The following is a 12,815-nucleotide window of genomic DNA, read 5'->3' on the forward strand; positions in this document are numbered from 1 at the left end:
CATGTACATGCATGCCTGGCCCGCTTCCGAGGTCCCCGCCCTGCCTGGTCAGGGCCGCGACCTGAGGATCCACGACACCGCGACCGGCGGTCCGGTCACCCTCGACCCCGGTCCCGTCGCCCGCCTCTACGTCTGCGGCATCACGCCGTACGACGCGACCCACATGGGGCACGCGGCGACCTACAACGCGTTCGACCTCGTTCAGCGCGTGTGGCTCGACACCAAGCGGCAGGTGCACTACGTCCAGAACGTCACGGACGTCGACGACCCGCTCCTGGAGCGCGCGGAGCGCGACGGCGTCGACTGGGTCGCCCTCGCCGAGCAGGAGACGGCCCTCTTCCGCGAGGACATGACCGCCCTCAGGATGCTGCCGCCGCAGCACTACATAGGCGCGGTAGAGGCCATACCCGGCATCGTGCCGCTGGTCGAGCGGCTCCGCGACCTCGGCGCCGCCTACGAACTCGAGGGCGACATCTACTTCTCCGTCGAGTCCGACCCGAACTTCGGCAAGGTCTCGAACCTCGACGCGGCCGCCATGCGTCTGCTCTCCGCCGAGCGCGGCGGCGACCCCGACCGTCCCGGCAAGAAGAACCCGCTCGACCCGATGCTGTGGATGACCGCCCGCGAGGGCGAACCCAGCTGGGACGGCGGCTCCCTGGGCCGCGGCCGCCCCGGCTGGCACATCGAGTGCGTGGCGATCGCCCTCGACCACCTCGGCATGACCTTCGACGTCCAGGGCGGCGGCTCCGACCTCGCCTTCCCGCACCACGAGATGGGCGCCTCGCACGCCCAGGTGCTCACCGGCGAGTTCCCGATGGCCAAGGCGTACGTCCACGCCGGCATGGTCGCGCTCGACGGCGAGAAGATGTCCAAGTCCAAGGGCAACCTGGTCTTCGTCTCCCAGCTCCGCAGGGACGGCGTCGACCCGGCCGCCATCCGCCTCGCCCTGCTCTCCCACCACTACCGGTCCGACTGGGAGTGGACCGACCGGGTACTGGCCGACGCGGTGGCCCGCCTGGACCGCTGGCGCGCGGCGGTCTCCCGCCCGGACGGCCCGCCCGCGGAGTCCGTCGTGGAGGAGATCCGGGAGGCCCTGAGCAACGACCTGGACGCCCCGGCCGCCCTGGCCGCGGTGGACCGCTGGGCGGCCCTCCAGCAGGAGCAGGGCGGCACGGACACGGGTGCGCCGGGCGTCGTGTCCCGAGCGGTGGACGCCCTGCTGGGCGTGGCCCTCTAGGCGGCGCCGCCACCGGCGCCCCGTCTTTCAGGGGCGCTGGGGCTCCCCCGGCCGCAGGCCGGGGGAGGAACTGCGGGCCCGGCCCCTCCGGCCGCCCGGCGGGCACTCTGCGGTCGGCACCCGACGAACAGGGGCGGTACGCGTGACGCGTACCGCCCCTGTCCCCGTTCTCGTGGCTCAGTCCTCGTGGCTCAGTCCTCGGAGGTGTCCTCGCCGTCCGGTCCGGAGTCCCCGCCGGTGTCCCCGTCCTCCCCGGAAGTCCCGGAGTTCTCGGCGTTCCCCGGCGTGTCGGGCTTCGGCGGCCGCGGCGGCCGCGCCTTGCCACCCGGGTTCCCCGGGTTGTCCCGCAGGTACGACGCGCTGTCGCTGCCGTCCGCGGTGGCGTGACCGCCGGGCGGGTTCACGTCCCGGCGCCGCAGGTAGCGTTCGAACTCACGGGCGATCGCCTCGCCGGAGGCCTCCGGCAGCTCGGCGGTGTCCCGGGCCTCCTCCAGCGTCTGCACGTACTCGGCGACCTCGCTGTCCTCCGCGGCCAGCTGGTCCACCCCGACCTGCCAGGCGCGGGCGTCCTCGGGCAGCTCGCCCAGCGGGATCCGCAGGTCGAGCAGGTCCTCCAGGCGGTTCAGCAGCGCCAGCGTGGCCTTCGGGTTGGGCGGCTGGGAGACGTAGTGCGGGACGGCCGCCCAGAGCGAGACCGCCGGCACACCGGCATGCGTGCACGCCTCCTGGAGAACGCCGACGATGCCCGTGGGGCCCTCGTACTTGGTCTCCTCCAGGTCCATCCGCTGCGCCAGGTCCGAGTCCGAGGTGACCCCGCTGACCGGTACCGGACGCGTGTGCGGGGTGTCGCCGAGCAGCGCGCCGAGGACGACCACCAGCTCGACGCCCAGCTCGTGGGCGAAGCCCAGCAGTTCGTTGCAGAACGAGCGCCAGCGCATGGACGGCTCGATGCCTCTGACCAGCACCAGGTCCCGCGGCTTGTCGCCGCCGACCCGGACCACCGACAGCCGTGTCGTCGGCCAGGTGATCTTGCGCACGCCCGCGTCCATCCACACCGTGGGGCGGTTCACCTGGAAGTCGTAGTAGTCCTCGGCGTCGAGCGCCGCGAACACCTCGCCCTTCCACTCCCGCTCCAGGTGCGCGACCGCGGTGGAGGCGGCGTCGCCGGCATCGTTCCAGCCTTCGAACGCGGCCACCATGACTGGGTCGATCAGCTCGGGAACCCCCTCCAGCTCGATCACCCAGTGCCTCCTTCCGACGTGCCCTCGCGTACGCCCCAACCTTACGGCGTGAGGCGGGGGCGCCCGCAGCCCCCTTGCACGGGGGAGTGAACGGATCACTGCCCCGTTCGCCGTCCTCGAACACCACCGGTTCCGGGAAGCCGGCAAGCGCTTCACAGGCTGCTGCGCAGCCACTGCTCCACGCTCGCGATGTGCACGGTGGCCCAGGACCGGGCCGCCTCCGCGTCCCGGTCGCGCAGCGCGGCCAGGATCGCCCGGTGCTCCCGCAGGGTCCGGGCGACCGCGTCCTCCTGGGTCAGACCGCGCCAGATCCGCGCCCTGGTGGTCGGGCCCGACAGCCCGTCAAGGAGCGAGCACAGCACCGAGTTTCCCGAACTCTGCACGATGCCCCGGTGGAACTCCAGGTCGCAGGCGACCAGTTCCTCCACCGAGGGCTCGGCGCCGAGCGCGTCCAACTGAGCGTCCAGCGCACCCAGTTGCTGCTCGCTGATCCGGGAGGCGGCCATTGCCGTCGCGGCCGGCTCCAGGATCCGGCGCACCGCGAGGAACTCCAGGACCGTGTCGTCGCGGTGGAAGTCGACCACGAAGCTCATCGCCTCGAGAAGCAACTGCGGGTCCAGGCTCGTGACATACGTGCCGTCGCCCTGCCGGACGTCCAGGATCCGGATCAGCGACAGGGCCCGTACGGCCTCCCGCAACGAGTTGCGGGACAGGCCCAGTTCGGCGGCGAGCTCGCTCTCCTTGGGCAACCGTTCTCCGGGGCGCAGCGCACCGGAGACGATCATGTCCTTGATCTTCTCGATCGCCTCATCGGTGACTGCCATACCGGCCTCCCTGTCGCAAAGACATCCGATGTCTCGGCACCATTATGCGGCCTGGTCAGCCTTGCGCGGCCGCGCTTCCGCACGCCGCTCGACGGGCCCGGAGCGGCTCCGCAGGGCCTGTCGCCGCTCTCCGTGGGCGGTGCCGTGCCGTGCGGGCAGGTGCCGGGGGCCGGGGCGCCGCCCTGCCGGCGTCCGGCGGGCATGCGAGAGGGGCGGCTCCCCAGGGGATGGGAGCCGCCCCTCCTGTCGCCCGCCCCCGGTACGGCGGGGCCGGGTCCTCAGCGGTTGCCGGGACGGTCAGGGGAGTACCCGGCAGCCGCCTGTCCCTGGGGTCACTTCTTGTCGAGCAGGTCCTGGACCCTGGCCCGGACGTCGTCCGTGGCGAGGCCCCGGATGGTCAGGGTGGTACGGCGGCGCAGCACGTCGTCCGCGGTCTCGGCCCACTCGTGGTCGCGGGCCCAGACGACCTGCGCCCAGATCTCCGGGGCGTCCGGGTGGACGCGCTCGGCGAGCAGCGGGTCCTCGTTGGCCAGGCGCGCGATGTCGAAGGCCAGCGAACCGTAGTGGGTGGCGAGATGCTTGGCCGTGTCGGCGGCCATCCGCGGGCCCGGTGCCGGGTTGTCCACCAGCAGGCGGTGGGCGACGGCACGGGGGTTGGCGACGCCGGGCAGCGGCAGCTTCTTCGGCAGCGAGGCGATGGGCTCGAAGTCGTCGCCCAGCGGGTGGCCCGGCAGCGCCTCCAGCTTCTCCATCACGGTGCGGCCGATGTGCCGGAAGGTGGTCCACTTGCCGCCCGCGACGGACAGCATGCCGCCCCGGCCCTCGGTGACCACCGTCTCCCGCTTGGCCTTCGCGGTGTCGCCGGGGCCGCCCGGCAGCACCCGCAGACCGGCGAAGGCGTAGGTGATCAGATCGCGCTTGAGCTGCTGGTCCCGGACGGAGAACGCGGCCTCGTCCAGGATCTGGGCTATGTCCTTCTCGGTGACGGAGACGTCCGCCGGGTCGCCCTCGTACTCCTCGTCGGTGGTGCCGAGCAGCAGCATGTCCTCCCAGGGGAGGGCGAAGGTGATGCGGTACTTGTCGATGGGGGTGGCCAGCGCGGCCTTCCACGGCGAGGTGCGCTTCAGCACCAGGTGGGCGCCCTTGGACAGGCGGATGGACGGGGCCGCGTTCGGGTCCTCCATCCGGCGCAGATGGTCGACCCAGGGGCCGGTCGCGTTCAGCACCAGGCGGGCGTTGACGCCGAACTCCTCGCCGGAGACCGCGTCCTTCAGGTCGGCGCCGGTCACCCGGCCCCGGGTGAAGCGCAACCCGGTGACCTGGGCGTGGTTCAGGACGACCGCGCCCGCCTCGACGGCCGCGCGGACCGTCATCAGCGCCATGCGGGCGTCGTTCATCTGGTCGTCGCCGTAGACCGCGACGGCCTTGAGGTTCTCGGTGCGCAGCTCCGGCACGTCCCGCTGGGCCCTTGCGGGGGAGAGCAGGTGGCCGACGCCGTCACCGAACGCGGAGAGCGCGGAGTAGGCGAACACGCCCGCCCCGAGCTTCGCAGCGCCGTGCGGACCGCCCTTGTACACGGGGAGGTAGAACGTGAGCGGGTTCGCCAGGTGGGGAGCCACCTGGCGGGAGACCGCACGGCGCTCGAAGTGGTTCTCCGCCACCAGCTTCACCGCGCCGGTCTGCAGGTAGCGCAGACCGCCGTGGAGAAGCTTGGAGGAGGCGGAGGAGGTGGCGCCGGCGAAGTCGCCGGCGTCGACCAGTGCCACCCTGAGCCCGGACTGCGCGGCGTGCCAGGCGGTGGAGATGCCCAGGATGCCGCCGCCGATCACGAGAAGGTCGTACGACGCCTTGGAGAGCTGCTCCCTGGTCTCGGCGCGGCTCGGAAGCGAGCCGGAGGCCGGGTGCGTCCCCAGGGCAGGTACGGACTGCAGGGTGGACTGACTGGTCATGTCGGGTTCTTACTCCTCGTCAGAGCTCGATCGTGAGAGCGGTGCACGCTCTCGTCAGCTCTCGTCGTCGATCCAGCCCATGGTCCGGTCGACGGCCTTGAGCCAGTTCTTGTACTCACGGTCGCGGGTCTCCGCGTCCATGCGGGGGGTCCACTCGGCGGCCCGGCGCCAGTTGGCGCGCAGTTCGTCGGTGCTGGACCAGAAGCCGACGGCGAGGCCGGCGGCGTAGGCGGCGCCGAGGCAGGTGGTCTCGGCGACCATCGGGCGCACCACGGGTGCGTCGAGGACGTCGGCGAGGGTCTGCATCAGCAGGTTGTTGGCGGTCATGCCACCGTCGACCTTGAGGGCCACCAGCTCGTCGCCGGAGTCCTTCACCATGGCGTCCGCGATCTCGCGGGTCTGCCAGGCGGTGGCCTCCAGGACGGCGCGGGCCAGGTGCGCCTTGGTGACGTACCGGGTCAGGCCGGCGATGACACCACGGGCGTCGGAGCGCCAGTGCGGGGCGAACAGGCCGGAGAAGGCCGGCACGAAGTAGGCGCCGCCGTTGTCCTCGACCGAGAGCGCGAGCGTCTCGATCTCGGCCGCGGTGGAGATGAGGCCCATCTGGTCGCGCATCCACTGCACCAGCGAGCCGGTGACGGCGATCGAGCCCTCCAGCGCGTACTGGGTCGGCTGGTCGCCGATCTTGTAGCCGACCGTGGTCAGCAGGCCCGCGTAGGAGTTGATGATCTTGTCACCGGTGTTCATCACCATGAAGGTGCCGGTGCCGTAGGTCGACTTGACCTCGCCCTCGGAGAAGCAGCACTGGCCGAACAGGGCCGCCTGCTGGTCGCCGAGCGCGGAGGCGACCGGGATGCCGCCGAGCAGGTCGCCGAGCTTGCCACCGGTGACCTCGCCGTAGACCTCGGCGGAGGAGCGGATCTCGGGCAGGATCTGCAGCGGCACCCCGATGGACTCGGCGATCTTGTCGTCCCACTGCATGGTGTGCAGGTTCATGAGCAGGGTGCGGGAGGCGTTGGTCACGTCGGTGACGTGCTTGCCGCCGTTGACACCGCCGGTCAGGTTCCAGATGACCCAGGTGTCCATGGTGCCGAAGAGGATGTCGCCCGCCTCGGCGCGCTCCTTGAGGCCGTCGACGTGGTCGAGCAGCCAGCGGGCCTTGGGGCCGGCGAAGTAGGAGGCCAGCGGCAGGCCGGTCTCGCGGCGGAAGCGGTCCTGGCCGACGTTGCGGCCGAGCTCGCGGCAGAGGGCGTCGGTGCGGGTGTCCTGCCAGACGATGGCGTTGTGGACGGGCTCACCGGTGTTCTTGTCCCACAGCACGGTGGTCTCGCGCTGGTTGGTGATGCCGATGGCCTTGATGTCGTCGCGGGTGATGCCGGCCTTCTGGATGGCCCCGGCGACGACCTCCTGGACGTTGGTCCAGATCTCGTTGGCGTTGTGCTCGACCCAGCCCGGCTTCGGGAAGATCTGCTCGTGCTCCTTCTGGTCGACCGAGACGATACGGCCGTCCTTGTCGAAGACGATGCAGCGGCTGGAGGTGGTGCCCTGGTCGATCGCGGCGATGAAGGGGCCTGCGGTGTGGGCGTCGGTCACTGTGTGCTCCTCAGAGGTCCGTGTGTGTGGCGGTACGTCTGTTACGTCTGTGCTTCGGGGAGGCCTGCTGCTCTAAGCGAAGGCGACGTTGTAGATACCCGCGGCTATGGCTCCGCCGATCAGCGGGCCGACGACCGGGATCCAGGCGTAGCTCCAGTCGGAACCACCCTTGTTGGGCAGGGGGAGGAGCGCGTGCACGATGCGGGGGCCGAGGTCACGGGCCGGGTTGATGGCGTAGCCCGTCGGGCCGCCGAGCGAGAGACCGATCGAGACGACCACCAGGGCGGTGATCAGGCCGCCGAGCACGCCGAGGCCGTTGCCCTTGTCGTTGAGGCCCTGGGTGAGGACCGCGAGGATCAGCACGACGGTGCCGATGATCTCCGTGGCGAGGTTCTGGACCGCGTTCCGGATCTCGGGACCGGTGGAGAAGATGCCGAGGACCGGGCCTGCGCCCTTCTCCTGGGCCTCGACGGCCTTGGCCGTGGTGGCCTGCGCGCCCGGACCGCCGACGATCTCCTTGTCGGTGAGGTGCGCGTGGAACTGGCCGTAGTAGGCGACCCACACCAGGGAGGCGCCGATCATCGCGCCGAGCAGCTGTCCGGCGAAGTAGACCGGGACGTTGCTCCAGTCGCTGTTCTTGATGGCGAGAGCGACGGTGACGGCCGGGTTGAGGTGGGCACCGGACAGCGGTCCGGAGATGTAGACGGCCGTCAGGACGGCGAAGCCCCAACCGAAGGCGATGGCGAGCCAGCCGGCGTTGCGGGCCTTGGAGGCCTTGAGGGTCACGGCGGCGCAGACGCCACCGCCGAGCAGGATGAGTATGGCGGTACCGATGGTCTCGCCGATGAAGATGTCGGAGCTGGACACCCGCGACTCCTTTGTCCTTCGTCCAGGGAAGCCGAACCCCGAGTCCCTTCGGGGTGTTGGCGCCCTCGGGGGTGAGAGCGATGTCGGCCTTTGGCGTTGTCACACTCTAGCGCGTATTGCCGGTAGGTGTTCGACAATGCCGACCGATGGACGGGAGTCTTGCTCCGGCGTTACGCGTGCGTCAAGAGTTCTGTTATCGAAAGCGCGATCGTTATTGATTGCTGTGGGTTATCGGTGAGTCGGGTCGTCCGCCAGGTGCCCAGCAGTAACTCCACTGATCTGCTTGTTTGCCCTGTTATGTCCATCTCAGAGTACGGCTGAGGCCGGTCCGCCACACGCGAACCGGCCTCGGTCGTCGATCAGGGGCCCGCCGTCAGAACCGGCCCGCGCCCAGGTCCCGGGAGACCGCACGGGCGCAGTCCCGCACCGCCGCGATCAGATCCGGCCGCACCTCCCCGTCCTTGCAGACCCGCTCCACCGCGCCCGTGATGCCCACCGCGCCCACCGGCATCCGGCGGCGGTCGTGGATCGGCGCCGCCACCGAGGCGACGCCCTCCCAGGTCTCCTCCACGTCGGCCGCGTAACCCCGGGCCCGCGTGATGTCGAGGATGTGCTCGAAGGCGTCCAGGTCGCAGGTGGTGCGGTCGGTGAAGGGCTTGCGGTCGGCCTCCAGCGCCTCGCTGTGCGCCACCGGGTCGTAGGCCGACAGCACCTTGCCGAGGGCCGTGGAGTGCAGCGGCTGCATGGCGCCGATCTCCAGCACCTGCCGGCTGTCGTCGGGCCGGAAGACGTGGTGCACGATCAGCACGCCCTGCTGGTGGAGCACGCCCAGGTAGACGCTCTCCCCGCTGGAGCGGGCCAGGTCGTCCGTCCACACCAGCGCCCGTGCCCGCAGCTCGTGGATGTCGAGATAGGTGGTGCCGAGCCGGAGCAGTTCGGCCCCCAGTTGGTAGCGGCCCGAGACGTCGTCCTGCTCGACGAACCCCTCCTGCTGGAGGGTGCGCAGAATGCCGTGGGCGGTGCCCTTGGCGAGACCCAGCGACGAGGCGATGTCCGACAGGCCGAGCCGTCGCTCGCCGCCCGCGAGCAGCCGCAGCATCGCGGCCGCCCGTTCGAGCGACTGGATGTTCCGTGCCATCGCCGTTCTGCCTCCGTCCCCTGTGACCCTCACCGTCACGGCGCCGTAACCATCGTTCGGCAATGCCGAACACTACCGGTCCATGCCGACTCTCCGCTAATGGGCCGTCGACATCCGTCACTTCACGCGTGGCCCGTCCTCCGGTGTCCGGCCCCGCACCTTCGCCCCGCACCATGACCCGTGAGCGGCAGAACGCCATGGTCGGCGTCATACTGCCCGCCCCGCCGGTCACTCGTCCGCCACATGGACGCCCTGCCCATCCAAGCCCACTCCCGGTTACGCTGGCGCCGTGCGTCCATACCCGGGTCCGCCCTGGGAAACCGCATAGCCGACAGCCGTCGCATCCAAGGGAGCCCTTCATGGCCTCGTCGCCGCCGTCCCCTTCCGCCGACAGCCGGACCCGGGTGTCCGCGCTCCGCGAGGCGCTCGCCACACGCGTGGTGGTCGCCGACGGAGCCATGGGCACCATGCTCCAGGCGCAGGACCCCACCCTGGAGGACTTCGAGCACCTCGAGGGCTGCAACGAGATCCTCAACATCACCCGCCCGGACATCGTCCGCTCCGTCCACGAGGCGTACTTCGACGCCGGCGTGGACTGCGTCGAGACCAACACCTTCGGAGCCAACTACGCCGCGATGGCGGAGTACGACATCCCCGAACGGGTCTTCGAGCTGTCCGAGGCCGGCGCCCGCATCGCCCGCGAGACCGCCGACGGCTACCTCGCCCGCGACGGCCGCCAGCGCTGGGTCCTGGGCTCCATCGGCCCCGGCACCAAGCTGCCCACCCTCGGCCACGTCGGCTACACCACCATCCGCGACGCCTTCCAGCAGAACGCCGAAGGCCTGATCGCGGGCGGTGCGGACGCGCTGATCGTGGAGACCACCCAGGACCTGCTCCAGACCAAGGCGGCCGTGATCGGTGCCCACCGTGCGCGCGAGACCGCCGGCCTGGACGTCCCGATCATCGTCTCCGTCACCGTGGAGACCACCGGCACCATGCTGCTCGGCTCCGAGATCGGCGCCGCGCTCACCGCGCTGGAGCCGCTCGGCATCGACATGATCGGCATGAACTGCGCCACCGGCCCCGCCGAGATGAGCGAGCACCTGCGCTACCTCTCCCGGCACTCCCGCATCGCGCTGTCCTGCATGCCGAACGCGGGTCTGCCCGTCCTCGGAAAGGACGGCGCGAGCTACCCGCTCACCCCCTCGGAGCTGGCCGACGCCCACGAGACCTTCGTCCGCGACTACGGCCTCTCCCTCATCGGCGGCTGCTGCGGCACCACCCCCGAACACCTGCGCCAGGTCGTCGAGCGGATCCGCGGGATCACCCCGCCCGAGCGCAGCCCGCGCCCCGAGCCCGGCGCCGCCTCCCTCTACCAGACCGTCCCGTTCCGCCAGGACACCTCGTACCTGGCGATCGGCGAGCGCACCAACGCCAACGGCTCGAAGAAGTTCCGCGAGGCCATGCTGGCGGCCCGCTGGGACGACTGCGTGGAGATGGCCCGCGAGCAGATCCGCGAGGGCGCCCACATGCTGGATCTCTGCGTGGACTACGTCGGCCGCGACGGCGTGGCCGACATGAAGGAGCTGGCCGGCCGCTTCGCCACCGCCTCCACCCTGCCGATCGTCCTCGACTCCACCGAGGTCGACGTCATCCGGGCCGGTCTGGAGAAGCTCGGCGGCCGCGCGGTCATCAACTCCGTCAACTACGAGGACGGCGACGGCCCGGAGTCCCGCTTCGCGAAGGTCACCGAGCTGGCGCGGGAGCACGGCGCCGCGCTGATCGCGCTGACCATCGACGAGGAGGGCCAGGCCCGCACCCCCGAGAAGAAGGTCGAGATCGCCGAGCGGCTGATCGACGACCTGACCGGGAACTGGGGCATCCACGAGTCGGACATCCTCATCGACACCCTGACCTTCACCATCTGCACCGGCCAGGAGGAGTCCCGCAAGGACGGCATCGCCACCATCGAGGCCATCCGCGAACTCAAGCGCCGCCACCCGGACGTCCAGACCACCCTCGGCCTGTCCAACATCTCCTTCGGCCTCAACCCGGCCGCCCGCATCCTGCTCAACTCCGTCTTCCTCGACGAATGCGTCAAGGCCGGCCTGGACTCGGCGATCGTGCACGCGAGCAAGATCCTGCCGATCGCCCGGTTCTCCGAGGAGGAGGTGCAGACCGCCCTCGACCTCGTCCACGACCGCCGCCGCGAGGGCTACGACCCGCTCCAGAAGCTGATGGCCCTGTTCGAGGGCGCCACCGCCAAGTCCCTGAAGGCGGGCAAGGCCGAGGAACTGGCGGCCCTCCCCCTGGAGGAGCGCCTCAAGCGCCGCATCATCGACGGTGAGAAGAACGGTCTGGAGGCCGACCTCGACGAGGCCCTGCAGACCCGCCCCGCCCTGGACATCGTCAACGAGACCCTCCTGGACGGCATGAAGGTCGTCGGCGAGCTCTTCGGCTCCGGCCAGATGCAGCTGCCCTTCGTCCTCCAGTCCGCCGAGGTCATGAAGTCCGCGGTCGCCCACCTCGAACCGCACATGGAGAAGTCGGACGCCGAGGGCAAGGGCACCATCGTGCTCGCCACCGTGCGCGGCGACGTCCACGACATCGGCAAGAACCTCGTCGACATCATCCTGTCCAACAACGGCTACAACGTCGTCAACCTCGGCATCAAGCAGCCCGTCTCCGCGATCCTGGAGGCCGCCGAAGAGCACCGGGCCGACGTCATCGGCATGTCGGGGCTGCTGGTCAAGTCCACGGTGATCATGAAGGAGAACCTGGAGGAGCTCAACCAGCGCGGCCTCGCGGCCACCTACCCGGTCATCCTCGGCGGCGCCGCCCTCACCCGCGCCTACGTCGAGCAGGACCTGCACGAGCTCTACGAGGGCGAGGTCCGCTACGCCCGCGACGCCTTCGAGGGCCTGCGCCTCATGGACGCGCTCATCGGCGTCAAGCGCGGGGTGCCCGGCGCCAGCCTCCCCGAGCTCAAGCAGCGCCGGGTCCGGCAGACGGCCGCCGTCGAGGTCGAGGAACGGCCCGAGGAGGGCCACGTCCGCTCCGACGTCGCCGTCGACAACCCGGTGCCCACCCCGCCGTTCTGGGACACCCGCGTCATCAAGGGCATCCAGCTCAAGGAGTACGCGAGCTGGCTCGACGAGGGCGCCCTCTTCAAGGGCCAGTGGGGCCTCAAGCAGGCCCGCACCGGTGAGGGACCCTCCTACGAGGAGCTCGTCGAGACCGAGGGCCGGCCGAGGCTGCGCGGCCTCCTCGACCAGCTCCAGACGGAGAACCTGCTGGAAGCGGCCGTGGTCTACGGCTACTTCCCGTGCGTCTCCAAGGACGACGACCTGATCATCCTCGACGAACAGGGCAACGAGCGCACCCGGTTCACCTTCCCCCGCCAGCGCCGCGGCCGCCGGCTCTGCCTCGCCGACTTCTTCCGCCCGGAGGAGTCCGGCGAGACGGACGTGGTCGGTTTCCAGGTCGTCACCGTCGGCTCCCGCATCGGTGAGCAGACCGCCAAGCTGTTCGAGGCCAACGCCTACCGCGACTACCTCGAACTGCACGGCCTGTCCGTCCAGCTGGCCGAGGCCCTCGCCGAGTACTGGCACGCGCGCGTGCGTTCCGAACTGGGCTTCGCCGGCGAGGACCCCAGCGACATCGAGGACATGTTCGCCCTGAAGTACCGGGGCGCCCGCTTCTCCCTCGGCTACGGCGCCTGCCCCAACCTGGAGGACCGCGCCAAGATCGCCGACCTGCTCCGGCCCGAGCGGATCGGCGTCCACCTGTCCGAGGAGTTCCAGCTGCACCCCGAGCAGTCCACGGACGCCATCGTGATCCACCACCCGGAGGCGAAGTACTTCAACGCGCGCTGAGCGGTGCGCCGGCACCGAGACGTGTCGCACACAGCGCACTGATCGGATAAGTCGTACACTGGTCGGTCCACAGCAGGCCGGTTCCCCGCAC

Annotated in this window: 8 protein-coding genes; 2 read left to right on the top strand and 6 right to left on the bottom strand. The window is 70.6% G+C overall.

What is annotated here, in order from left to right:
* Positions 1-7 precede the first annotated feature (7 nt).
* Positions 8-1,237 carry a cysteine--1-D-myo-inosityl 2-amino-2-deoxy-alpha-D-glucopyranoside ligase gene (mshC, locus tag BLW82_RS34205; protein WP_093508425.1) on the top strand — a complete coding sequence of 410 codons (1,230 nt, stop codon included), beginning with the start codon at positions 8-10 and terminating at the stop codon, positions 1,235-1,237.
* A gap of 191 nt (positions 1,238-1,428) precedes the next feature.
* Here mshC and BLW82_RS34210 read toward each other — a convergent pair whose 3' ends face one another.
* The 6 genes from BLW82_RS34210 to BLW82_RS34235 all read right to left on the bottom strand — a co-directional run bounded on the left by BLW82_RS34210 (position 1,429) and on the right by BLW82_RS34235 (position 8,849).
* Positions 1,429-2,478: a PAC2 family protein gene (locus BLW82_RS34210; protein WP_093505052.1), complete on the bottom strand. Its 1,050-nt coding sequence runs from the start codon at positions 2,476-2,478 to the stop codon at positions 1,429-1,431.
* 152 nt (positions 2,479-2,630) lie between these two features.
* Complete coding sequence (locus BLW82_RS34215; RefSeq protein ID WP_093505054.1) at positions 2,631-3,302, bottom strand: FadR/GntR family transcriptional regulator; 672 nt, start codon at positions 3,300-3,302, stop codon at positions 2,631-2,633.
* Between the two features lie 332 nt (positions 3,303-3,634).
* Entirely contained in the window at positions 3,635-5,251 is a 1,617-nt protein-coding gene (locus BLW82_RS34220) for a glycerol-3-phosphate dehydrogenase/oxidase (RefSeq protein WP_093505056.1), read from the bottom strand.
* A gap of 54 nt (positions 5,252-5,305) precedes the next feature.
* Positions 5,306-6,844: a glycerol kinase GlpK gene (gene glpK / locus BLW82_RS34225; protein WP_093505058.1), complete on the bottom strand. Its 1,539-nt coding sequence runs from the start codon at positions 6,842-6,844 to the stop codon at positions 5,306-5,308.
* A gap of 72 nt (positions 6,845-6,916) precedes the next feature.
* Complete coding sequence (locus tag BLW82_RS34230; protein ID WP_093505060.1) at positions 6,917-7,711, bottom strand: MIP/aquaporin family protein; 795 nt, start codon at positions 7,709-7,711, stop codon at positions 6,917-6,919.
* Positions 7,712-8,084: 373 nt separating this feature from the next.
* A complete protein-coding gene (locus BLW82_RS34235) occupies positions 8,085-8,849 on the bottom strand; it encodes an IclR family transcriptional regulator (RefSeq protein ID WP_093505062.1) in 765 nt (254 codons plus the stop codon).
* Positions 8,850-9,208: 359 nt separating this feature from the next.
* On the opposite strand from BLW82_RS34235, the gene metH reads away from it, so the two are divergent.
* Entirely contained in the window at positions 9,209-12,724 is a 3,516-nt protein-coding gene (gene metH / locus BLW82_RS34240) for a methionine synthase (RefSeq protein ID WP_093505064.1), read from the top strand.
* Positions 12,725-12,815 lie beyond the last annotated feature (91 nt).

Source organism: Streptomyces sp. Ag109_O5-10 (assembly GCF_900105755.1).
GTDB lineage: Bacteria > Actinomycetota > Actinomycetes > Streptomycetales > Streptomycetaceae > Streptomyces.